22 protein-coding genes are annotated in these 23,688 nt (G+C 47.3%); 13 read left to right on the plus strand and 9 right to left on the minus strand.

From position 1 onward, the window contains the following. Window positions 1-8 precede the first annotated feature (8 nt). The 3 genes from ACYVUU_RS05295 to ACYVUU_RS05305 all read left to right on the plus strand — a co-directional run bounded on the left by ACYVUU_RS05295 (window position 9) and on the right by ACYVUU_RS05305 (window position 3,412). Window positions 9-2,330, plus strand: coding sequence for a mucin-binding protein (locus tag ACYVUU_RS05295; RefSeq protein ID WP_484500179.1), 2,322 nt, complete (start codon window positions 9-11; stop codon window positions 2,328-2,330). 94 nt (window positions 2,331-2,424) lie between these two features. Further along, entirely contained in the window at window positions 2,425-3,144 is a 720-nt protein-coding gene (locus ACYVUU_RS05300; protein ID WP_484500180.1) for an HAD family hydrolase, read from the plus strand. Between the two features lies 1 nt (window position 3,145). After that, window positions 3,146-3,412, plus strand: a complete 267-nt coding sequence (locus ACYVUU_RS05305) for a GNAT family N-acetyltransferase (RefSeq protein ID WP_484500181.1) — start codon at window positions 3,146-3,148, stop codon at window positions 3,410-3,412. A gap of 95 nt (window positions 3,413-3,507) precedes the next feature. Here the strand turns inward: ACYVUU_RS05305 and vprA are convergent, their stop codons facing one another. Beyond that, window positions 3,508-4,962 (minus strand): vinyl phenol reductase, encoded by a 1,455-nt coding sequence (gene vprA / locus ACYVUU_RS05310; protein ID WP_484500182.1) that lies wholly within the window; start codon window positions 4,960-4,962, stop codon window positions 3,508-3,510. Between the two features lie 136 nt (window positions 4,963-5,098). Between vprA and ACYVUU_RS05315 the strand changes: the two genes are divergently transcribed. The 5 genes from ACYVUU_RS05315 to ACYVUU_RS05335 all read left to right on the plus strand — a co-directional run bounded on the left by ACYVUU_RS05315 (window position 5,099) and on the right by ACYVUU_RS05335 (window position 12,459). After that, window positions 5,099-5,989: a LysR family transcriptional regulator gene (locus ACYVUU_RS05315; protein ID WP_484500183.1), complete on the plus strand. Its 891-nt coding sequence runs from the start codon at window positions 5,099-5,101 to the stop codon at window positions 5,987-5,989. Between the two features lie 92 nt (window positions 5,990-6,081). Beyond that, window positions 6,082-7,515 (plus strand): Rib/alpha-like domain-containing protein, encoded by a 1,434-nt coding sequence (locus tag ACYVUU_RS05320; protein WP_484500184.1) that lies wholly within the window; start codon window positions 6,082-6,084, stop codon window positions 7,513-7,515. A 573-nt stretch (window positions 7,516-8,088) separates the two neighbouring features. Continuing rightward, on the plus strand, window positions 8,089-9,852 hold the full coding sequence (locus tag ACYVUU_RS05325) for a hypothetical protein (protein WP_484500185.1): 1,764 nt from the start codon (window positions 8,089-8,091) through the stop codon (window positions 9,850-9,852). A 132-nt stretch (window positions 9,853-9,984) separates the two neighbouring features. Continuing rightward, on the plus strand, window positions 9,985-11,757 hold the full coding sequence (locus ACYVUU_RS05330; protein WP_484500186.1) for a hypothetical protein: 1,773 nt from the start codon (window positions 9,985-9,987) through the stop codon (window positions 11,755-11,757). Between the two features lie 132 nt (window positions 11,758-11,889). Then, window positions 11,890-12,459: an NADPH-dependent F420 reductase gene (locus ACYVUU_RS05335; protein ID WP_484500187.1), complete on the plus strand. Its 570-nt coding sequence runs from the start codon at window positions 11,890-11,892 to the stop codon at window positions 12,457-12,459. An 82-nt stretch (window positions 12,460-12,541) separates the two neighbouring features. Here the strand turns inward: ACYVUU_RS05335 and ACYVUU_RS05340 are convergent, their stop codons facing one another. Together ACYVUU_RS05340 and ACYVUU_RS05345 are read right to left on the minus strand one after the other, a co-directional pair. Continuing rightward, window positions 12,542-13,528 carry a Gfo/Idh/MocA family protein gene (locus ACYVUU_RS05340; protein ID WP_484500188.1) on the minus strand — a complete coding sequence of 329 codons (987 nt, stop codon included), beginning with the start codon at window positions 13,526-13,528 and terminating at the stop codon, window positions 12,542-12,544. Next, window positions 13,521-14,171, minus strand: a complete 651-nt coding sequence (locus ACYVUU_RS05345; RefSeq protein WP_484500189.1) for a ribose-5-phosphate isomerase A — start codon at window positions 14,169-14,171, stop codon at window positions 13,521-13,523. Before ACYVUU_RS05345 ends, ACYVUU_RS05340 begins: the two co-directional genes overlap by 8 nt. 204 nt (window positions 14,172-14,375) lie before the next feature. Here ACYVUU_RS05345 and ACYVUU_RS05350 point away from each other — a divergent pair, with 204 nt between their 5' ends. Beyond that, a complete protein-coding gene (locus ACYVUU_RS05350) occupies window positions 14,376-15,215 on the plus strand; it encodes a MurR/RpiR family transcriptional regulator (protein ID WP_484500190.1) in 840 nt (279 codons plus the stop codon). 50 nt (window positions 15,216-15,265) lie between these two features. Here ACYVUU_RS05350 and ACYVUU_RS05355 read toward each other — a convergent pair whose 3' ends face one another. From ACYVUU_RS05355 to ACYVUU_RS05365, 3 genes are all read right to left on the minus strand, one after another. After that, complete coding sequence (locus tag ACYVUU_RS05355; protein WP_484500191.1) at window positions 15,266-15,709, minus strand: DUF1751 domain-containing protein; 444 nt, start codon at window positions 15,707-15,709, stop codon at window positions 15,266-15,268. 21 nt (window positions 15,710-15,730) lie between these two features. Continuing rightward, the gene (locus ACYVUU_RS05360; protein ID WP_484500192.1) at window positions 15,731-16,066 is read right to left on the minus strand and encodes an ABC transporter ATP-binding protein; all 336 of its coding nucleotides are present in this window, start codon (window positions 16,064-16,066) and stop codon (window positions 15,731-15,733) included. A 165-nt stretch (window positions 16,067-16,231) separates the two neighbouring features. Then, on the minus strand, window positions 16,232-16,708 hold the full coding sequence (locus ACYVUU_RS05365; RefSeq protein WP_484500193.1) for a hypothetical protein: 477 nt from the start codon (window positions 16,706-16,708) through the stop codon (window positions 16,232-16,234). A 167-nt stretch (window positions 16,709-16,875) separates the two neighbouring features. Here ACYVUU_RS05365 and ACYVUU_RS05370 point away from each other — a divergent pair, with 167 nt between their 5' ends. The 4 genes from ACYVUU_RS05370 to ACYVUU_RS05385 all read left to right on the plus strand — a co-directional run bounded on the left by ACYVUU_RS05370 (window position 16,876) and on the right by ACYVUU_RS05385 (window position 19,642). Continuing rightward, window positions 16,876-17,406 (plus strand): GNAT family N-acetyltransferase, encoded by a 531-nt coding sequence (locus ACYVUU_RS05370; protein WP_484500194.1) that lies wholly within the window; start codon window positions 16,876-16,878, stop codon window positions 17,404-17,406. A 71-nt stretch (window positions 17,407-17,477) separates the two neighbouring features. Beyond that, window positions 17,478-18,518 carry a YdcF family protein gene (locus tag ACYVUU_RS05375; protein ID WP_484500195.1) on the plus strand — a complete coding sequence of 347 codons (1,041 nt, stop codon included), beginning with the start codon at window positions 17,478-17,480 and terminating at the stop codon, window positions 18,516-18,518. Between the two features lie 258 nt (window positions 18,519-18,776). Beyond that, window positions 18,777-19,298, plus strand: coding sequence for a GNAT family N-acetyltransferase (locus tag ACYVUU_RS05380; protein ID WP_439775822.1), 522 nt, complete (start codon window positions 18,777-18,779; stop codon window positions 19,296-19,298). Window positions 19,299-19,333: 35 nt separating this feature from the next. Then, complete coding sequence (locus tag ACYVUU_RS05385; protein WP_484500196.1) at window positions 19,334-19,642, plus strand: rhodanese-like domain-containing protein; 309 nt, start codon at window positions 19,334-19,336, stop codon at window positions 19,640-19,642. 67 nt (window positions 19,643-19,709) lie between these two features. On the opposite strand, the gene ACYVUU_RS05390 is transcribed toward ACYVUU_RS05385, so the two are convergent. The 3 genes from ACYVUU_RS05390 to ACYVUU_RS05400 are packed head-to-tail and all read right to left on the minus strand — an operon-like array spanning window position 19,710 to window position 23,655. Next, window positions 19,710-21,467 (minus strand): ABC transporter ATP-binding protein, encoded by a 1,758-nt coding sequence (locus ACYVUU_RS05390; protein ID WP_484500197.1) that lies wholly within the window; start codon window positions 21,465-21,467, stop codon window positions 19,710-19,712. Next, a complete protein-coding gene (locus ACYVUU_RS05395) occupies window positions 21,467-23,194 on the minus strand; it encodes an ABC transporter ATP-binding protein (RefSeq protein ID WP_484500199.1) in 1,728 nt (575 codons plus the stop codon). Before ACYVUU_RS05395 ends, ACYVUU_RS05390 begins: the two co-directional genes overlap by 1 nt. Next, window positions 23,191-23,655, minus strand: coding sequence for a MarR family winged helix-turn-helix transcriptional regulator (locus tag ACYVUU_RS05400; RefSeq protein WP_484500201.1), 465 nt, complete (start codon window positions 23,653-23,655; stop codon window positions 23,191-23,193). The genes ACYVUU_RS05395 and ACYVUU_RS05400 overlap by 4 nt, the downstream gene beginning before the upstream one ends. Window positions 23,656-23,688 lie beyond the last annotated feature (33 nt).

Here is a 23,688-nt window from a genome sequence, read left to right on the forward strand (position 1 = left end):
TGACTAGAGTGGTAACGATCGACAATGTTGACCAGAGCAAGGCATTTGACCCATGGACTAATGGTCAATGGAGTAAAAAGGCAACTCCAGAAGTTGCCGGCTACACTCCAAGTCAAAGCTCCGTAGCAGAAGTTACTGTAGATGGTGCAACCCAAAACCAAGTGGTTGATGTCTTCTACAGTGCGAATGGTCAATCCGCAGTTGTAAAGATCTACGACGACACGACTGGGAAATTGCTTCGTCAGACTGGTTTGACTGGGAATACTGGCCAAGCAATTGACTTTAACGAAGCTAACCAGCAATTGACTGGTTACTTGAATGGTGGTTACGCCTTAGCAGAAGTTGGTAACGGTAATCTGACCAACGGTCAATTTACTTCAGCTAACTTTGACAATGCAGATGAAGCCACTCAAGAATTCGTCGCTCACCTGGTTCACACCTACGCTAAGAGCTCTGAATCAAAGACCGTCACTCGTACGATCAACTACCACAAGCCATATGGCGTTGAGACAGTATCTCAACCAGTTCAGCTGACTAGAGTTGTAACGACTGACAATGTTGAACAGAGCAAGACTTTTGATCCGTGGACTAGTGGTCAATGGAGTGAACAGACAACTCCAGAAGTTGCAGGTTACACTGCAAGTCAAAGTTCTGTAGCTGAGACTCCTGTAGATGGTTCAACTCAAGACCAAGTGGTTGACGTCTTCTACAGTGCAAATGGCCAATCTGCAATTGTGAATATCTACGATGATACGACCGGGAAACCTATCTCTACCGCATCCCTTGCGGGCAAGACGGGCGAAACGATCGACTTCAGTCAGCCTAATGCATCGCTGAAGAGCCTTTTAAACAAGGGCTACGCATTGGCAGAAGTTGGTAATGGTGATCTGACCAACGGCCAATTCACTTCAGCCAACTTTGATAACACGGACGAAGTTACTCAAGAATTCGTGGCTCACCTGGTTCACACTTACGCTAAGTCAAACGAGACCAAGACGGTTACTCGTACGATCAACTATCACAAGCCGGATGGTGTTGAGACTGTAACTCAACCAGTTCAGCTGACTAGAGTAGTTACGACCGACAACGTAGACCAGAGCAAGACTTTTGCCCCATGGACTAGCGGTGAGTGGAGCGAAAATGCAACTCCAGAAGTCGCCGGTTACACTGCAAGCCAAAGTTCTGTAGCTGAGATTTCTGTAGATGGCTCAACTCGAGACCAAGTAGTTAATATCTACTACACGGGTGAAAGCCAAAAGGCTCTTGTAGAGATCTACGATGACACGACTGGCCGGCTGCTCACTACTGCATCCCTTGCAGGCAAGACCGGTGAAGCAATCGACTTCAACTTTGCTAACGCGTCCTTATTGAACTACGTGCGCATGGGCTATCTCTTCGCGGCAAGCGGCAATAGAGATCTCTCTGGCAAAAAGTTTGCCTACGCCCTCTTCCTTGATGTACCTACCCAGCTCTTCGAAGCACACTTGGTGCACTCATACGCTAAGAGAGACGAAAAGAAGACCATCACCCGGACGATCAACTACCACATGCCAACCGGCGTTGAAGCGGTTGAACAAACTGCTGAACTGACCCGGCCTGTCACGACCGACCTGGTCACCGGCGCGACTAGCTATGGCGACTGGACCAGCAGCGAATTTACCAGTAAGAAGACGCCAGAGCTTAGCAACTACACGCCAAGCACCAGCTTGATCACAAGCCGTGAGGTTACCCACGGGGATGCTGACAGCCAAGAAAACGTCTACTACTACCCGAACAAGCAAAAAGCCACGATCTCCTTTGTCGACGCAAAGACTGGCAAGACGATCAAGCTTATGGCTGACTTCGACAGCGGCAAGCCAAATGAGGCCATCAACTTTACCCAAGCTAAAGCTCAGCTGGCAACGCTTTTGAAGGAAGGGTACAAGGAAACTGGCAACCTTGAAAGCATCTGGAAGGCAGTCTTTGCAAGTACCAATGGCGAAAACAACTTCGTCATCCGCCTGGTGCCATCGCTTGACATGCATCCTTCCGTTGCCCCTGGCAAACAGTCAACTAAGCCAAAGACAAGCGGAAAGAGCAAGAAAGCTGGCCCAAAGCCATCTGTTCCTGCAACTGGTCAAGCAGGCCAAAAGACTGGCTTAACCGGCCAAACTGCAGGTAAGGGTCTGCAAGCCGCAAACCCAGCAGGGCACACGGCGAAGACTCAGTCAGCTGAGTTGCCGCAAACTGGCGAAGCCAGCGGCAAGCAGCTCTCCTGGCTCGGATTGCTCTTGACCGCGGTTGGCACTGCCATAAGCGGAATTTGGCGCAAGAAGCGCGATGACGAATAAGCGATTTTTCCCTCGATAACAGGGAGTAGGTCTGCTCTATCTGAGCAGGCCTATTTTTTTGCCAAGATGGTATAATGAAAGCGAGGTGAAACTGATGAAATATGAAGCCGCGATTTTTGACATGGACGGCACTATCTTAGACACGAGCGCTGACTTAACAGCCTCATTGAATTACGCGTTTGAAAAGACAGGTCACCGGCATGACTTTACGGTTGAGGACATCAAGAACTTCTTTGGCAGCGGGGTTGTGGTGGCGGTCACCCGGGCCCTGGCCTATGAAGCTGGCAGCAGCCGGGAAAGCCTGGTGGCCTTTGGCACCAAGGATGAACAGATCCCGGAAGTTGTTACCCAAGCAGAAGTTGACCGGGTCTTGGAAGTTTTCAAGCCATATTACGCTGACCACTGCCAGATTAAGACTGGTCCCTTCCCAGGCATTTTGGATTTGATGAAAAATCTCCACCAAAAAGGCGTCAAGCTGGCTGTCGTTTCCAACAAGCCAAATGAAGCCGTTCAGGTCCTGGTCGAAGAACTTTTCCCTGGCAGCTTTGACTTTGCCTTGGGGGAAAGAAGCGGGATCCGCCGCAAACCAGCTCCGGACATGACTGCGGAATGCGTCAAGGTCTTAGGCGTGCTAAGAGACAAGTGCGTCTACATCGGCGACTCTGAAATCGATATCCAGACTGCACAGAATTCTGAAATGGATGAAATCGCGGTAAATTGGGGCTTTAGAAGCGTGCCATTTTTGCAAAAACACGGGGCAACTGTGATCGTCGACACTGCTGAAGAGCTGGAAGAAGCAATTTTAGGTGAGTAAAATGGAAATCAAGTTTGAGAGAGACCAAAAGCGGGCCGCGGTATATGATGACTGCAAGCTGATCGGTCAATGTGTTTATGAAGACAAGGGTGATCACTGGATCATCACAACCACCAAGGTTGACCCGGCATATGGCGGACAGGGCCTTGGTCGGAAGCTGGTTGATACCGTTGTTGCTGCCGCCCGGGAAAAAGGCGTCAGACTGCGGGCAACCTGCTCATACGCGGCTAAGGTCTTGACCAAGCCAGGATACGAGGATTTGCATTAAGCAAGATAAAAGCATCCCTTCTGCAGATTTTTAGGGGAAGGGATGCAAGTATTACTGCACGAAAAAAGACTGCCAAAGGCAGTCTTTTTATTTGCTTACAGATATTTTTGTGCGTCAAGGGCAGCGTTTCTGCCGGAGTAGAAGGCGTAGCCGGCGCAGGTACCAGGCATGTTCGGGCCGTAAGTGTCACCAGTCAAACCGCTGGCGTCGTTGCCGGCCGCGTAAAGACCAGGGATAATCTTGCCCTTTTCGTCTTCAACTTCGTTGTTGACGTTGACCTTTAAACCGCCCATGGTGCAGAAGGCGCCGATGTTCAGCTTGAAGGCGTAGAATGGGCCTTTTTCGACAGCAACCAGGTAGTCAGCATCCTTGCCGAAGTCCTCGTCTTCACCCTTAGCGGCAAAGCCGTTGTAGCGGGCGATAGTTTCAGTCAATTGTCCCTTTGGCAGGCCGGTCTTTTCAGCCAGTTCTTCAATCGTGTCAGCCTTGAAGATGAATGGCTTCTTGTCAGCTACAGCTTGGTCAATTTCGTCAGCCAGCTTGTCCATCTTTTGTCCGCGTTCAACGTAAACGCCCAGACCCATGTAGTTGCCGTCCTTAGCCAGCTTTTCAATCACGCCGGTGTCCAAAATGCTGTAGACTTCATTTTGGGTGTAGAGAGCATTGCCGGCGTAACTGAAGTTGTAGATGACGGATTCGTCGACGAAACGTTCACCATCTTCGTTGACCCAGAGAAGAGGCTGCTGGCCGGCAGCGACGTTCATCTGGCTGGACATCATCTTGAAGTAAGGCTGGTCTGGGTCGTCCAGGTAGCCGCCGAAAAGCATGGCCATGCCAGTGCCGTACTTGCGGCCACCAACGCTCCAGCCCAGGCGAAGGCCGTCACCAGTACCCTTGCCGCTTGAAACAGGGATCATCCGGCTCAAGTCATAGTCGGTTTCCTCAGCCATCATTTCCTTGTTGTTGAGGTAGCCGCCAGCTGCCAAAACGACAACCTTGGCTGTAACGTCTTCAGTAGTGCCATCAGCTTCGTTTCTTAAGGTGATGGTCTTGCTGCCGTCTTCGTTCAGCTTCAAGGCAACAGCCGCGGTGGAGGTTAAAAGTTCCCCGCCCAGCTTGAGGAATTTCGGTTCCAGGGCTTTGTGGATGGCGCCGTAGCCGAAGCCTTCGTAGATGTGCCAAGTTGCTTCACCGGCACCCATGGCTTGAACCCGTTCAAAAACAACACCTTCGTTGGCCAGCCATTGGACGTTTTCCGCGCTAGCGTCAACGTACTTGCGCCAGATTCTGGAGTCAGCCTTGTACTTGGAATATTCGACTTCTTCCTTCAAAACGTCAGTACCAGAGACTTCGATCCCTTTTTCCTTTTGCAGGTAGGAGCCAACGGCGAAGATCCCTTCGCTGTAGTTGGCGCTGCCACCAGTAGTGCGGCCCTTTTCCAATAAGAGGACGCTGGCGCCGTTTTCCTGGGCAGTCAAGGCAGCGGCTTGGCCTGCCGCGCCCGAACCAACTACTACTACATCATACTTGTCTTTAGCTGCAATCGTCATGATTTTCTCCTTACAAAACTTGCTTGCTATTGCTTACACTTGAAACTATATAGGCTTTTGGGGTAGATTAATAGAGAGCAAACGCTTGCACAGGCGAAGCGGATAGTTCGGGTGGATTTTTTTAAAGGGTGAAACGATGGATTTTGAAAAGCTGAAGATGTTCTGCAAGGTAGTTGAAGCGGGCAGCTTCCAGAAGGCGGCGGAGAGCGAGTTCGTCTCGCAAAGAGCGGTGTCGCAGATGATGAAGAAGCTGGAAGATGAACTGGGGTTGAAGCTTTTTGACCGGGAGAAGAACAAGATTTTTGTCACTCCGGTTGGTAGGGACTTTTACATATATGTCAGAAACATGCTGCAGAAGTTTAGCGTGAACGTTAATGCTTTGCGCTATGAGTCAACGACCAAGCAGCGGCTGATCTGCGGGTATTTTTCGCCATTTGACGGAGCTTTGCTGAGAGAAAAGCTATATGACTTTTTAGATGAAAAAGTGCAGCTGAGCATAGTGCATGAAAGTATCGACCACTTGCTGAGCGATATTGCCAATGGCCTGGTGGATCTGGCGACGGTGCTTGATTACGGGGATCCGGGCCTGGTGATTACTGAGCCAGATTTAGCCAGCGCGGACGTGTATGAAAATGAGATGATCATGGGCGTCAGCGATTTGAACCCGTTAAGCAAGTTAGAGGAATTTCCCCTTACGGAGATTGGCAGCCTGCCGGTTCTGTACTACATGCCGGAGGAGAACTCGCATTATCTGCGGCAGGCTTTTTTGTCGACTCTGCCAGAGGAGTATCAGGCCAGCTGCGCGCACATTTCCAATATTGAACAGATGCAGATGCTGGTGTCTTTGAACAAGGCGGTGGCTTTTTATCCTAAGGGATTGTTTGAGTATGTGCTGACGGATCGGGAGCATATAAGTTATTTACCATTGGCGGGGATGCAGGAGAGGAGCCGGTACAAGATCAAGGTCATCTATAATCGGCATAGTGACAAGCTTTCATTGATTAAGAAGCTGCTGGCCTGCTTTTAGTAATCGTGAGGGAAAAGCTATTTGACAAAAAGGGCTTTCAAGTTAAAAATTAAAGTGTTTGATTATCTAATAACACGTGGGAGGATAAAACCATGGACAAGAAGCTGAAAGCCATCAGCGAGGTTTCAGTTGCATTGGCTCTTTTAGGCGCCGCGGCACCAGCTATTGGAACCGCTCCAACCGCTCTGGCGGCCAAGAAGGCGGCTAAGAAGAGTACAAAGAAAAAGGCAAAAAAAGTTAAGAAGAAGGCAGTAAAGAAGACAAACGCGCAAAAATACGCGCCAAAGGCTAAGAGCGTAACTGTCAAGGCAGGCAGCAAGCTGTCAGCCAAGAGCGTCATCACTAATGCCAGCAAGCTGCCGGCTAAGAGCAAGTATACTTTTTCACCAGCACCTAACTTGAAGAAGGCTGGTACTTACACGGTTAGCGTGATCGTGACTTATCCTGACAAGTCTAAAGACAAGGTCAAGAATGTCAAGATTAAGATAACCGCGAAGAAGGCGGCATATAATCCAGCTAAGGCTACTTATGAAAAGTACAAGAAGCAAGCTGCAGAGCTGGGTTCATTAGAAGCCGCGCAAAACGATCTGAGCCAAAAGAAGGCGCGTTTAGATAATGCAAACCAGGCCTACACAGATGCTGTAGATAGATACAATTACAAGGTTGCAGCCGCTAAAGCCAGCTATGATGAAGCTTCACGGGTTTATGAAGCAGCCGGCTATGACTTTGTCATGAGCAAGGCAACGCCTAACTTTTACCAAGATTCTAAAACTGGCATGGCAAATGTTGCTGCATTGTCAGGCTACGTTAATGGACTGGATGATTCAGTCAAGAGCTTCCTGTCCACGAGCAATTTGAAGAAAGATGTTACTTTGATCAAGGAGCTTAACAGTCTCCGCGCATCAGATAATAATTTTTCTAATCATAATGCCTTAGGGATCGACTATGACCTCATGATCTACGCAAGCATCTCTGGTTTTATCTCAGATAGCACGAAGAATCATACATATTTTAGGAATGCTCCTACGAAAGTATATGCTTCCCGTGCTGAGAATTTGGCTTGGGGCTACAGTGATCCATTAACTGGCTGGTATACTGAAGAAAAGGCGATTTATGATGCTCACGGCAGTGGTGTGACTGGCCACTATACGAACTGCATGGGCGATTATGAGTATGTTGGTTTGGTTCTTGATCAAAGTACGGAGACAAGCGCGGCAGATTTTGGCAGAGAAAAGATTTTAACTAGCGAATCGGGGACGCAAGTGAGCGTTGATGAGTTTGAAACTGCGCTTAACGGTTATGTTGCGTCTTACGAGCCGCCTATGAATACGGCAAAGGCATCTTATGAACAAACCCAAGCTGATAAGTCTGAGATCAATGCTGCGCAAGAAAATGCGAACAGCAGTAAAGCAGCATATGACGAAGCTAACGCTAAGGTGAAAGAAATCAAGAAAGTCAATCAGCAATTGGAAAAGACTTATACGGCTTACCAGAAGTCTTTGAAAGCCGCACACAAGAAGAAATAATAGTGGTGTAATGAGTTTGGCAAATTAGTTAAGCTTGTTAAAGTATGATCCGATATCTATTCGGGATCATACTTTTTTCTTTTTCTAGATATTTGCTAATTTGGCTATAATTGGCGCTGGGACAAGCATTAAGACTAATAAAATCACTCTGCATACAATAGATGATTTTTTGTAAAAAACTAATTTGACAAATACAGCATTTAGGACAAAAAGTGAGGTGTGTAATGATCTAATAATATGTGAGAGAACAAAATTATACAGTTTTCAAGTTTCTTTTTAACTAATGCTTCTGCATTACCTAAGGGTACTGTATATACTTCCATGGTTCTTTGGGAACTACAGATACATTCGATCCAGGGAAGTATGAAACCTCTTTGACTGTCAACTTCCCAGACGGTAGTCGCTACGACACCGACAACTTCATCGTTAACGTGAAATAATCCCAATAATTCAGTCCACTTTCGGACTGGATTATTTTTGTCTCACAAATCCCAGCGTGCTACATTCCTACTCCAAATCGGGTAAAATAGCCTTAGATACAATTTCGTTTTTTACAAAAAGGGGAGCTTGACCATGCAAAAATCAGCAATCACTAAACTCAAGAAAATCGGCCTGTCAGAGGAGTCGATAGATTTCCTTCTCCAGTTCTATACCGGCGCGGTTAATGCATACGGGATCATCTCCCTTGAAGACCTGTACGGCTTGTACAAAGACATCAAAAGGCAGAACCATGACTACCCGGAAATCACATTTGACCAATTCCTCACTTTCGGCGAAGTCACAGGCAGTAAATTGCTTGAACATTACGCTATTTTTAGTCCAGAAATCATAAACAAGTACTGCAATGATTCTGGCATCCCTTTAACCAGCCCACTATTGGTTCATGAAAATGTCGCCTGGAAAGAAGACAGTATTCATGAAATCTGGTACCTCTACATGAACCTTTGCGAATTCAGCAGCAAGTTCTACTTGACTCCTAACGACCTCCGCGACTTTGCCGAGCACAAGGAAACAGCCGACGACCGGGCATTTCAAAAAGTTCTGGCAGAGCTGAAGGCTTTTGGCAAACCGCTTGATGAAGTGGAAAGCCAGATCTATCCAAACGACACTGGCCTAAACGAAATCACTAAGTTAGTAACCTATGCCTACCAAACCAGCCCAGGTAATTTGGAGGCAGCTTCTGAAGAATTTGAAAATCTCTCCTTATTCTACCGGCTTGACTATGGCAAGCACACTTTCCAGGAAATCTGCACGCTGATGAAGAGGGCACTTTATGACCTCCCTTGCTGGGGACTTGGCGGTTACAATTATGGGGAGATGATGGGGATCCCTAAGGAAGACATCACAGAGAATGATTTTTTCGACGATTCTTTCTATAAAGATGATGACAACCTTTTTGAATTTGATGAAGACGACGACTCAGCTGATTCCGGTCAGCAACTTGGCCAGTTGCTGTTGGACCTAGCCAGTGATACCCACCCACACGCCAAAATGCGCAAAAAAGCCAGCTACCCTAAGCGTCTGCTCGATAAGACTATGAAGAAGCGGTATGCGGATGCTGGCTTTGACGAAGAAAAGCTGGACTTCTTGCACAAATTCTTCCAAGCTGCTGTCAACCTCTACGGTGTAATCGAACTCGTTGACCTTGCTCAAATCTACGAAGATATTAAGGGTAAAAATCATTACCCTGACATCAGCGACGATGAATTTATCGCATTTGCTGAACTGGTTCGCCGGGAAAAAGTGCCTTACTATGTTTTTGAACAGCATGAGCTTTTTAAAAACGGGATCGACTCCGAATTTGAACGGATACTTGTGAATGAAGACCTGCTGGGTCCAGATGGCCTAAAATCACTAGAAGGCGTCTACAATGTCTACTTCAGCGAGTACGCGAATGTATACTGGGAACCGGAAGATATGTTGGCTTATTCCGGTCACCAGCAGGAGAAAGAAGAGCTGGACATGCTGGCTTACTTTACCCAATTAGGGAGTAGGGATGCCAAGATTGTCAGCCTGGAAAGCAAAAATTTGGCCAGAAAGATCGTTGACCACTTCCTCTGGACGAGCAAGGGCGGACTTGAAGATGCTGACCCAATTCCTAAAGAGGAGTTCCGCCAGCTGCTAGCTAATGGCGGCGAGCCACTTAACAAAGAGGTTGAAAATAAGATCCTCGACCTGATCCATAACTATGACAAGAACCGGCATCTTTATGTCCTCAAGGGTTGGACAACTGATGAGTGGAATTCCAATCCAGACATCCAAGGTGATCAAATCCAAAAAATTAAGGCCATGCAGATTCTTCTGGACATGATCAAAAAGCACAAAGATCACGAATAAACCTAATCCAGTCCATTCCCGGACTGGATTATTTTTGTCCCACAAATCCCAACGTGCCACATTCCCACGCCAAATCGTGTAGAATATCTTTAGACCTAGCAACGATTTTTTACAAAAAGGGGAAGATTGACCATGCGAAAATCAGTAATCAATAAACTCAAGAAAACCGGCCTGTCAGAGGAGTTGATGGATTTCCTTCTCCAGTTCTATGCTGGCGCAATTAATGCATACGGGATCATCTCCCTTGAGGATTTGTACGGCTTGTACAAAGACATCAAAAAGCAGAACCAGGCCTACCCAGAAATCACATTTGACCAATTCGTCAGCTTCGGCGAAATCACAGAAACTAACATGGATGTTGATTTCTATCTTTTTAGTGCAGAAGCTATTAACAAGTATTGCAATGATTCCGGCATCCCCTTAACCAGCCCGCTTTTGGTTCATGAACAAATTGCTTGGAAAGAAAATAGCCTTCAGGGTATCTGGTACGTCTACATGAATCTCTGCGAATTCAGTAGCAAGTTCTACCTAACTCCTAACGACCTCCGCGACTTTGCCAAACATGAAGAAACTGAAGATGAGAAAGCTTTAAAAAAGGCTTTGTCAGAATTGAAGTCTTCAGGAATGACCCTTAATAAGGCGCCTAGCCAAATTCGTTTTGGTGACACTGCTTTATATGAGATAATTGCCTTTATACAATACGCCTACCAAACAAGTCAAGGAGATTTGAATGCTGCTGCTGAAGAATTAGATGAACTCTCCAATACTTATCATTTCGACTATGGCAAGCACACTTTTGCAGAAATCTGCACCTTGATGGATCGGGCACTATATGACCTTCCTTGTTGGGGGATGGGCGGTTACACTTATGGACAGATGATGGGGATCCCAAAGGAAGAGATCAGTAAAATTGATTTCTCCGTAGACGATGATGATTTGGATGATTTGGATGACGATTCATTCAGCTTCTTAGATCAAGTGCATGATCTTGATAATAAGGAATACATACTCAGCAATTTGCTAATGGACCTAATTAGCAATGATCAGCCGGTAGATAAGACCGTTAAAAAAGTCAGCTATCCTAAGCGCTTGCTCGATAAAACCATGAAGAAGCGCTATGCTGATGCTGGCTTTGATAGCGAAAAGCTGGATTTTCTACATAAATTATTCCAGTCAGCCGCCAATTTATATGGTGTAATTACGATCGACAGCATCAAGCAGATTTATCAAGAACTAAAGGATAAAAACTCTTACCCAACTATCAGAAAGGAAGAACTTACTAAGTTTGCTGAACTTGTTCGGAGAGAGGACGTGCCTTACTACGTTTTTGAACAGCACGACCTTTTCCGCAACAGGGAAAATTCGCCGTTGGACCGAGTACTCGTCAACGCCGACGTATTAGGCCCGAAAGGCTTGCATTCACTAGAAGGAATCTACAATATCTACTATAGTGAATATGCAAAATATTACTGGTTGCCAAAGGATATCTTGACTTTTACAGACCAGCAGCAAGTACAAGAAGAATTAGATTTGCTGGCTTACTTTACTCAATTAGGCAGCAAGGACGAAAAGATTGTTAGTCTCGAAAGCAAGGAACTTGCCAAAAAGATCGTTAACAATATTATTTGGACTTGCAAGTGCGGCTTACAAACGGTTGATCCGATTCCAAGTGAAGAGTGGAGTCAACTACTGACTAATGGTGGTAAGGAGGTTAGCCCAGATGTTGAAGATAAGATAGTTGATTTGATTAGCAACTATGACCAAAACCGGCACTATTATACGCTCAAGGGATGGACAAGTGACGAATGGAAAGCGAACCCTAATGCTATGGGTTATCAGGCATACAAGGAAGAAATGCTTGACATGGTCTTGAATAAATTGAAGAAGAACAAAGATCCAGAATAACCTAATCCAGTCCACTTTCGGACTGGATTTTTATTTCCTAACTTTTTGTAAGAAAAGTCTTGACTTATTTTTGCTAAACGTGTATTCTTATGATTAACAACTTGCAAAAAGAAAGTAAGCGAGGTAAAAACAATGAAGGTAACAATTTTTGGCAAGGGCAACATGGGGCAGGCAATCGGCAAGAACTTTGAACTGGCCGGCAATCAAGTTGAATACTTTGGCAATGGCGACAAGGCAGAAAATCTTGGCGACCTGGTGATCATGGCCGTCCCATTCGGCGCTTTGGAAAGTATTGCCAGTCAATATAAGGACGAGCTGAAGGGCAAGATCGTCATCGACATCAGCAACCCTCTCAACTTCGATACTTGGGACGAGTTGGTCGTGCCAGCTGACTCATCCGCGGCGCAATTGCTTCAGTCCTGGCTGCCGGAATCAAAGGTAGTCAAGGGCTTCAACACGACTTTTGCCGCAACTCTGCAAAGCGGAAAAATTGGCGACCTGCCAACCACGGTTCTCCTGGCCAGCGATGACCAAGAAGCAAAGGCAGCCATCAAGGAAGCTCTAGCTGGCAGTCCCTTGCGGGTCTTTGACGCAGGCGCCTTGAAGCGGGCTAGAGAACTGGAAGCAACTGGCTTCCTGCAAATGACCCTGGCAGCCAGCGAACAAATCGGCTGGACTGGCGGCTTCGGCATCGTTGAATAAGCAGCAAAAAAGAGTGGGTTCACTGAACTCACTCTTTTCTTGTATCCAAGTTTTTGAGAATAGAGATACTTATCAGATAAAACTAGTCCTGGTCATCCGGAAAGCGCATCCCCCATTGACCTCTAACCGCCGTCAAAATGTGCATCACTTCCCGGGAAGTCTGCAGTTCACCGTCATCATGCCCTTGCTCCACGTACCGCTGCATGTCAGCTACTTCATAGTCCAGTGCCAGGTCGCTTTCCCCAGCCGTGATCGTCTCTTTACTTTCTTCATGGGCTGACGCGGTGTAGGTAACATCTGCCTGCATGGCCCGCGGGTAGTTGCTGATCTCGACATAGCCTTTAGTACCGGAAATAACGCCCCGCTTTGGCTGCTTGGCCCGCATGGACAGTGCCATCACGGCCAATTGTTGGCGGTCGTTTTTCAAAATAATGCCGGACTGTTCGTCAACGCCTGTTTCAAAAAACTTCACCGTCGTCAAAATATTGTTGGGCATCTCATCTAGGAAGGTCCGGGCAAAAGCCGTAGCGTAGCCGCCGATATCTAAGAGCCCGCCGCCAGCCAGGTCCTTTGAGAAGAAACGGTTGGCCGGATCATAATCCTTCAAACTCCCGAAGTTGACTTGGACCAGCTGGATTTGGCCCAACTTGCCAGATGCGATCAATTCCTTGACCTTGCGGTAAATCGGCATGTGGTAGAGAGTAAAGCCTTCAGTTAAAATCGAATTCTTTTCTTTAGCCAGGCTAACCAGTTCTTCCAGCTGCTTTTCATTAATCGTAATCGCTTTTTCGCAAAAAACATGCTTGCCAGCCAAAAGTGCCTGCTTGGCATATTGGTAGTGGAAGTTGTGTGGGGTGGCGATATAAATGATATCTACCTTAGGATCCTTGATCATTTCATCTGGGTCAGTATAGAGATGTTCAATTCCTTTTTTCTGACCAAAAGCTTCCAAAGCTTCCATATGCGGGTTGGCAGCTGCGTAGACTTCGCCGTTGACCCGCTTTAATGCGTCAGCCATTTCTCCGGCAATCCAGCCAGTCCCGATAATTCCCCAATTGTATTTAGTCATGATTTTCTCCTTTACTGATTTCAATGGCTTGTCCATCTTGAACAGTGATGACTGAAGTAACTTCTTTATCAAAAAGCGAAGATGCAACAACGCCATTAAAGGCGACCAGTTCTTGGTTTACATCTTCGATCCTGTCCCAATTTTCCGCGTATAGATCAACTAGCTTGTTGCCTAAAAGTGACTCATTTTCCCGGACACTGGCCTTTAAGCCAAATTTCTTAGCGAATCGAAGCAGGGACTTAACAGCTGGAGCAGCTACTTCAAGGCAGAGCTGGATATCTGGGTCGAGCTTTTCTCTCAGCCGGCCTGCTGGCAAAAGCAGAATGTATTCGCGAGACGCTTGCGCGGCGATTTTTTCAAAAAGGTGGATGCCGCCCTTGCTCTTGAGTGCCCGTAAGGAATAATCAACGCTGTCTGCTCCATCAAAGGCCAGGTCAAGCTGATCAGCTTCTTCAGCGGGTTTGATTGAAAGTCCCAAACTGGCACCTAACTGCCGGGTAGCCGGGGCAGGGGAGTAGAGGTCAAGGGACAAGTCGTCCTCGGCGATTGCCCTGGTCAGGTCGGCCACGTTACTTCCGCCGCCAAGGGAAACCCTCTGCCCTGGCTGAATCTTCTTCAGCGCGAAATCTGAAATTAAAGTCATCACATTCTCCTTGTAAAAAAAAACTGTAAATTATTTTCTATACCGCTTGCTTAACTGTAATTTATTTACAAGATTATAGTAAGTAAAAACAGGTAAAAAGTCAATAAATTAATTTACAGTATTTTTATATTGCTGAAATTAATTTACAAGAGATGCTATAATAGCACTAGAAGAAATAAAGAAACAGGAGAAAGACTGGTAAATATGGAAAACGAAGAGAGCATCATCGAGCAGATCCTCCGCCAGAAAAATGATATGTCCCCAAGCGACCAAAAGGTGGCCCAGATTGTCATCAGCAAGCCAGAGGAAGTGGTTAACTACACGATTTCCCAGCTAGCCCAAGCAGCGGGTGTCAGCGGGGCTTCAGTGACCCGCTTCTGCCACAATCTAAAATTATCTGGTTTCCACCAGTTGAAAGTCAGTCTGGCCCGGGTCAAGTCCCCCGTCTCAAGCTTGGCATCCTTGAACCAGGATAATGTCTCTCAGGCCCTGGACCAGATCGCGGCCAGCAAGGAAGACGAAATTGACCGGACTCTCCGCCGTCTGCCAGTTGATACCCTCAAGCAAGTCTTGGATCTCTTGGAAAAAAGCCGTCTGATCCAAGTCGCGGCTGAAGGGGATACCTATCCAGTCGCTGAAGACGCGGTTTACAAGCTGAACCAATTAGGCATATTGGCGATTTCCAGTCCGACCATGGAAACTGTGATTGGCCAGACCATGAATATGGACAGCAGCGACTGCCTTTGGCTGATTTCCAATTCTGGTGAATCATCTGGTTTGTTAAAACTGGCTGATTTGGCCAAGGAAAAAGGAATCAAGGTCATCTCGATGACCAACCGGCCAGATTCTCCTTTGGCAGGGAGGAGCGATTACCATCTGACAACCGCGATCGGCCAGACAGTCTTGCAGGAAGAATATCTCTTTTCCCGCCTGGCTTCATCGTCTTTGGTTGAAGCAATCTTCCTTTTGCTCTTGAACCGGGATAAAAAACGCCTGGCCCATATCCAGGCCCACGAAAAACTGATCGCTGACCGGAAGGTTTAAGGCAAAATAAATACCCGCTGACTTGTTATTAGCAAGCTGGCGGGTATTTTTTAGTCCAGGCCCCAGGCATGGATCAGCAGGTTTAAGACAACAGTCAAAATCACGAGCAGAATCAAGCTGATTGAGTAGACCTTCGTGCTAGTCTTGCTACCGGACCAGAATTCCTTGAAGCTGACTTTCTCATCAGTGATGAAATAGTCGGTAAAGATAATGCTGATGCCGATTAAGAGATCCATGGCCATGGTCGAAAAGGTGAGCAGCAGGGTTGGCTCAAAGTCGGTTGAAAAGTAACTGGCAATTGTAAGAAACAGATAGATCGCGTTTGGAAGCAACACGAAGAGGTTGGTCCAATACATAAAGCGTCTGCGTTTTGGCCAGAATTGGTCAATATCTGCCCCGTCGATCAGAAGCTTCCTGGTATTGGCCAATAAGGCCAGGTAGGTGATGGCTAAAAGCAGGCCGATGATAGAAATAATAATAAAAACAATAAGCATATTTTTCTCCAGATAATTTGTTTAAGGAGCCGGGAAGAAATTGATCAAGGCGGCAAAAGCAGTGATTACAACAACTACGATCAGCCAAAACTTTTGGCGCGTTTTCAGACTCTTGAAGTAATCCCAAAGGCTCTTGTATCTGGCATCTGTCAAAAAATCGTCGCAGAAGATGACAAATTCCAGCAATAGATTGCCGGAAAAAAGTAAGAAGACCGGCAAGGCAGTGACTGAAAAAGCTGAGCTCCAATAGTTCCACAAGTATACCATGTTGAGCAGGATCTGCATGACAAAGGCAGAAATGGTCAGCTTGGAGAAGCTGTCGTAAGGCGCAGCAGTTTCCTTGTTTCCAGTAGACAAGCTTTTTCTTGCTCTCAGTAAAACAAGCAAGTCAGCCAAGAGCAAAGCCAAACTGATTCCGACTAAAAGTAAGAATATTATATTCATGTTCCCTCCAGAGTGAGTAAAATTACTATATGAATTATAGCATTTATCAGCTAGCAAAAAAGTGCTGGCTGCCCACTCTTAGATGTGAAAGAACTGGTCAAGTTCTGGAAAAGTCGGGTAGGGAGGCAGGCCGGTCAACTTGGCAATGATGAAGGGGACAAACAGAGAAGAAACACAGATGACAAGCTTGATTTGATCTGACCTGTCAAAATATCCCCAATATTCTTTGATACTAAAAGATTCTGCTTCATCATCAAAAAGATATGTGTACAAGCGGGTATCAAATAAGATCAGCAATTCAAAAATGGATAGGATAAACTGAGTCTGGGTGTTAAATTCGAAGTAGCCGTATACTAAATTGATGAGGGTGATCAGCTCGGCCGCGATCAAAAGCAGGGCCAGCTCCAGCTGGATCAGCAGGAGGCAAAGTTCAGTGATTAAAGCAGGGATGCTGTCGCCAACTAAGCCATTTCTCCAGACTTGCGGCAGGGCCAGCAGGTGACATATCACCAACACCAGGCTAAAGCGGACAATCATGAACAGTATCTCAGACATTTTTCTCTTCCCTCCAAAAGACGAAACACTTGTTCTAATAGCTGTAATTCGATTATAGCACGTCAGTTCGGCTTGGCTAGGGGAACAGGAAAAATAGTGACTGGAAATTCCTGTCACTATGGTAAGATTGTTTTTAACTGATAATGTTTAATAAACAGGAGGAAAAAATGGAACTGACTACTGCAAGATTACGCCTGCGGCCTTGGGAAGACAGGGATGCTGCCCGCCTTTATGACTTGGCTAAGGATCCAGCTGTCGGTCCTGCCGCCGGCTGGCCGACCCATAAATCGGTAGAAGAGAGCCTGCGGTTGATTCAAGAAAACTTGCAAGCCCCGGAAACCTATGCGGTTTTGCGGAAAGACGACAATCTTTTGATCGGCTGCGCGGGCTTAAGATTTGGCGAGGATGCCTGCTCAGAAAAAGATGAAGAGCCAGAACTGGGTTACTGGATTGGTAAAGAATACTGGGGCCACGGCTACGCGCCAGAAGCCGCGGCCTGCCTCATTGACCATGCATTCGCCGACCTGGGCAGCCAGGCCGTTTGGTGCTGCTATTACGAAGGCAATGACCAGTCAAAGCGGGTCCAGGAAAAACTTGGCTTCACCTATGTCAAAACTGACCCAGAGGGCGATACTCTGCTTGGCTATAAATTGCCAGAAGTCGAAAATGTCCTAAAGCGGGAAAGTTGGCGGAAATAGTTGCTATTACTTTGGCGGGATCGATGTTATGATAAAAAAATAACAATCTATTGCTAATTGGAGTGGGAATAATGAGGGATATTATATCGAAAATTCTGCCAACAGTTTTTTGGGGCGGCCTTTTTGCGTATTCGATGTACCGGGACCGCAGCAGGTATCGAAATGTCGTCTTGCTGCTTTTGACAGGCATGTCGGTTCTGGGTTTCATCTATTCGCTGTTCAGCTCTGAAGTTAGCGGCGTTTTGATCTTGATTACAACGGCCTTGGTTGGGCTGGCTTTCTTGATCTTGCCTTTCTTCTTATTTGTTAATGGTTTGTACATGATCAAGCGGGAAGGGCGGTCTTTGGGCAATCTCTTGTCCTTTTTACTAGGCCTAATCTTAATTGCCGGTGAACTGTCATTTTTCCTCTGGTTCTTTGGCCTCTTGGTTGGACCAGAGCTGGGCATTAAAATGTGTGCTCTGGAGCCGTATTCGCCGTTTTTGGCCTTCTTTGGCCTTTCTTCTGGCTACCTGTCGGTTACCTTCGTGTCTTTCTTGCTTTACTGCCTCTTTTTGCAGATTATTCCGCACCGTCGGGATTTCGATTACGTGATAATTCATGGGGCTGGGATTAAAAAAGATGGCACCGTGACCAAACTACTGGCAGACCGCTGCGACAAAGCAATTGAAATTTACCGTAAGGATCCAACCTCGCCTTACCTGGTTCCTTCGGGCGGGCAAGGCAGCGATGAGGTTTGCAGCGAGGCGGAAGCCATGCGCAAGTACCTTGTTTCTCAAGGCATCCCTGAAGACAAGATCTTGCTGGAGGACAAATCAAAGACCACCATGGAGAACGTGACTTTTTCCAAGGCCTTGATTGAAAAAAGACCAGGCCGCAGGTATACAGCTTTGGTGACGAGCAACTACCATATCTACCGGGCCATGCGCTACGCCAAAAGGGCGCAGCTAAAAGCCGTCGGAATCGGCTCTCGCGTCGCGCCTTACTACTATCCAAGTGCCTTGATCCGTGAATTTGTGGCAGTTCACAAAGAACGCAAGCACTTGATCCTTTTTGCCATTGGTTATCTGCTTTTCGTCAGTCCGGTCATCGTCATCATGCTGACAGCGTAATGATGACTTTGAGCTGCAAAGCTATTTTCTTGGCTGGAAATTGACCGTGAACTGGCCAAATTCGATACCGCCAAGCTGAAATTTGAATGGTTAAGAAGCAATGTCAGCGATGCAGGCAGCGACTTTGTTGACAAGCTGCTGATAAAACGCATAGCAGAATAAACAGGCCAGTGTCACCAATTTGCTAACTAATTTTTCTATAGACAGAAGAGAAAGCTTTTTGTTATCATCGTAAGAAAAACGGAAAAGGTGATTTTTTTGATTAGGAAAGCGCAAGACAAGGACCTTGATGCAGTGGCTGACATTTACAGCCATATACACGACTTCGAGGAAGCAGGAAAAGTAGAAATCGGCTGGGACAGAGCGATTTACCCGACCAGAAATACCGCACAGGATGCACTGGAAAGAGGCGACCTGTTCGTCTTGGAAGACGACCAGGGCAAGGTCGTTGCTACTGCTATCATCAACGATAAGCAGGTTGATGCTTACGCGCAGGGGAACTGGGAGTATGCGGCTAAAGACGATGAAGTCATGGTGCTGCATACATTGGTGGTTGATCCATACGCAGCTCACCGCGGCTATGGGAAGGCTTTTGTAGCTTTTTATGAAGACTACGCGCGGAAGGCTGCTGCCAGCTACCTGCGCATGGATACCAACGCCCACAACAAGAACGCCCGGGGAATGTACAAGAAACTTGGCTACAAGGAAATAGGTATCATTCCGTGCAACTTTAACGGGCTTAAGGACATCCCGCTTGTTCTTTTGGAAAAGAAGCTGTAAGAGATACTTTTTACATAATGAAAGGGGTAAAGAAAATGGATCAACTTCAAGAAAATGACATCAACAAAGGAGTAGCTGAATTTCGTAAAACGCCTCATGCCAAACTGATCGATGTAAGAGAAAAGGATGAATACGAGGCGGGGCACATCCCGGCCAGCATCAATATTCCCTTGAGCAGTATTGGGGCAGCTAGAGAAGAGATCACAGATCTTGATACGCCGCTGTTTATTCATTGCAGGAGCGGCAACAGAAGCGCTCAAGCAGTTGACCTGCTTAAGCAAATGGGCTACTCCAATGTGAAAAATATCGGCGGAATTGTCGACTACCGCGGTGAGACCGAATAAAACAGAATTGAGCGAGATGCAAAAAAGGACACCCATCACTATTCGTGACAAGGTGTCCTTTTTAGTTTTATTCAAAAGTCATCTGGCTGGTGTAGAGCTTGTAGTAGAAGCCGCGCTTCTTGATCAAGTCAGCGTGCGGTCCTTCTTCAATGACCTTGCCGTCTTTCAAGACGACGATCTTGTCGGAATTCAGGATCGTCTTCAAGCGGTGGGCAATTACGAAGCTGGTCCGGCCAGCGATCACGTTGTCCATGGCCTTTTGGATCTTTTCTTCAGTAACCGTGTCAACATTGCTGGTTGCTTCGTCAAGAATCAAGAAGGCTGGATCGACCAGGATCGTTCTGGCAATCGACAAAAGCTGCTTTTGCCCAGTTGAGAAATTGGCCTGGCCGTTCTCAATCGGCGTGTTGTATTGCTCTGGCAGGGTCATGACAAAGTCGTGCAGCTGGGCCTCCTTGGCCGCGGCAATAACTTCATCCATGGATGCATCCGGCTTGCCGTAGCGGATGTTATCAGCAACCGTCCCAGAAAAGAGGACGGAATCTTGCAAGACAATCCCGACGTTACTCCGCAGATTCTCCAGCTTGAGTTCGCGAACGTCAGTGCCGTCAAAAGTTACGGCCCCGCTGTTTACGTCGTAGAAACGGTTGATCAAGTTCATGATCGTCGTCTTACCAGACCCCGTCGGGCCAACAACAGCGACTGACTGCCCCTTAGGTACTTTAATTGATACCCCATGGAGGATTTCCTTGTCTGGAGTGTAGCCAAAGTGGACGTCTTCCAAGCGGACCGCGTCATCAATACCTGAGATGGTCTTGCCGTTTGGAACCGTGTTTTCTTCGTCTTGATCTTCAACCGTCTCAAGCCGGCGGGCACCGGTCAAAGCCAATTGCAGCATGGAGTAGATGGAAGTTACCTGCGTCAGCGGCTGGAAGTAGGTCCAGGAGTACTCAGTAAAAGTAACAATCAAGCCCAGACCGGCAGCCTGGCTGACTTGCTTGGTCATTATCATGTAAGCACCAGCAGCGATGACAATGGCGAAGTTCAACAGGGAGAAGCCGGTAACCAAGGGGTTAAGAATGCCAGAGTAGAACTGGCCCTTGAACATGGCTTCCCGCACCTTGGCGTTTTCCTTTTTGAAGCCGGCAACTGACTGGTCTCTGAGGCCCTGGGTGATGATCACGTTTTCCCCGTTGAGCTGTTCGTTGATGTAGGCGTTAAGCTCACCAACCCGGTCTTGCTGCTTATCCAGGTAGACGCGGGCTTTTTTCATGATGATCCAGCTTAAAAGCAAGATCAAAGGGGTAGTAGCCACAACGGAAATAGCCATCTTCCAGTTGATAACAAACATCACGATGATCGTGCCAAAGAAGAGCAGGGACTGGGAGATGATTTCAAAAAAGGCGTTGTTCAAAGCGTTGAAGATGTTGTCCAGGTCACTGTTGAACAAGGACAAAATCTGCCCGTCCTGGTGGGTATCAAAGTAGCGGATAGTCATCCGCTGAAGTTTGCCAAAAAGGCCCTTGCGCATGTCATTGTTGGCATTGGCGTTAAACTGGGTCATCAGCATCCAGGCGATGTAGGTGGCAATGGAATTCAGCGCGTAAAAGCCAGCCATCCAGGCCAGGGCTTGGTAAAAGACGGTGAGGGATCCTCCGCCTTTAACGAAAGCAGACAAGTCCGTGACCGCTCTGCCTAAAAGAGACGGGGCGATTACCTGGGCGATCGTCGCGATCAAGTAGAAGACAACTGAAATAGCGATTGGCTTCTTGTAGTTTCTTAGATATTTTTTCAGATAAGTAAGGGACTTTTGCTTGTCTGACATTAGATTTCCTCCTTTCTTTCCTTGGCTTTCTGCGTTTGGTAGATTTCTTGGTAAACCGGGGAGGTCTTGAGCAATTCTTCGTGGGTGCCTTCAGCAACCAGGCGGCCGTTGTCTAGTACCAGGATCTTGTCAGCATGCATGACAGAAACGATCTTTTCGGCGATCATGATCGTAGTTGTGTCCGGCAGCTGCTTTTCAAGGGCTTCTTGGACCAGCTTTTCACTTTCTGCGTCCAGGGCGGAAGTGGAGTCATCCAGGATCAAGATTGGACTGCCGGCAATGATCCCCCGGGCGATGGACAGACGCTGCTTTTGCCCGCCGGAGAAGTTGGTGCTTCTTTCTTCAACCTCGTGGTCAAAAGTTTCATCGTAGCGCTGGATAAATTCGTTGGCTTGAGCCATTTGCGCCGCCCGCTCCAGTTCATATGGGGTGGCGTCCTTTTTGCCTTGGCGGAGGTTGTCAGCAATCGTTCCTGAGAAGAGGACAGCCTTTTGCAAGACGTAGGAAACCGTCTTTCTAAGGGCATTCTCATTGACCTGCCGCAGGTCGCTGCCGCCGATCTTGACCTTCCCGGTAGTCGGGTCATAGAGGCGGGCGATCAATTGGGCAAGGGTCGACTTACCCGACCCGGTTGCCCCGACGATGCCGACCATCTGGCCAGGTTCAACATCAAATGAGATGTGCTTTAAGACCGGCTGCTGGCCATCAGGGTAGGTAAATGAGACGTCATCAAATTCAATTGAACCGCCCAAGGCGTCTTCTGGGGCTTTTTCATTAAAGACAACATCTGGCTGGGTGTCCATGATTTCCTGGATCCGCTTTAAGGAGACGTTACCACGGGAAATCTGCATAACGGCCATGCCGACGAGCAGGATGGCAAAGAGCATGGTCAAGACGTAATTGACGTAAGGAGTGATGACGGAAACGTCTTGGGGATGCTGCAGAATGCTGGTTCCAAGCAAATAGACCACTAAACTGATAACCAGGTAGGAGATCAGCTGGGCACCAGGCAGGATGGTGGAGAACCAGTAGCCGACCTTGATGTTGACTTCGTTTAATTCATCAGAATCCTTGTTCATTTTGGCAATTTCCTGGGGACTTTGGTTGAAGGATTTTACCACCCGGACCCCTTGCAAAAATTCCCCGGTCCGGCCGGAGATTTTGTCCATGTACATCTGGAACTTGTCGAACATGGCGGTCATTTGCTTAACTGCCACAACGCCCAAGCCCATGATCAAGACCAAGAGAACAACAACCGCCCACCAGTAGCGGGGGATGGTGACGATGGCCATGACGATTGATCCGATCAAAATAAGTGGCATCCGGATCAGCTGCATGAAGATGGTCATGATCATGTTCATGATCTGCTGCATGTCGTTGATCAAGCGAACACTGAGTGATTCAGAGGAGAATTTTTGCACATTGGCCAGGGAGAAAGTCTGGATTTTGGCATAGGTGTCTTCTCTGAGGTCGCTGACTACGCCCTGGGTGATCCGGGCAGCGTAGTAGACGTTAAGGACACCGGTAAGGATCGACAAAAGGCCCAGGCCAATCAAAAGGGCGGTATCGCGGATGACAGCCTGTTGCTGGTCTGCCAGCAGCTCATTTTGCACCTGCTGGAGCAGGCGGGGCTGGTAGAGAGTGGCAAAGACTGAGAATAATATCGTGACTAAGGTCGCGAAAACGTCAGTTTTATAACGCTTGAAGTAGGGCAATAGCAGTTTCATTTTTTCTGTTTTTCCTCCTTTAAGTTAGCTATTTCGTCGCTGAGAAGATCGGTCCACTCATTCAGAATCTGGCAGGCTAAGGCAGCCCGGTCAAAGCCAAGCTTGTCAATGACCCGTTTTTCGATAGCCAGGATTTCACTTTCTTTTTCTTTGGCATAAGCCTGGCCGGACTGGGTTAAGCTGCAGTACTTGACTCGCTTGTCTTGAGCGTCAGTGGTAATTTCCAAGTAGCCGCGCTCGCTGAGATTGTGGATGCCCTTGCTGATGGATTGCTTGGGAATGCCGCTCCTGTAGATCAGCTCTTTTTGCGCAAGGCGGGAATGAGTCAAGAGCTCATAAAGAATGATGCTCTCGTACTGGCTGATCCCCATCAGCCTGTCATACTGGCTGTAGGCGTGATTAGCCCGGACACTGGCCAGGGTTACTAATTCTGAAATGCTTTCGTGTGTTTCTAAAGTCATAAAAAAGTCTCCTCATGGACAATAACTAGATTT

Source organism: Lactobacillus sp. WILCCON 0058 (assembly GCF_057198005.1).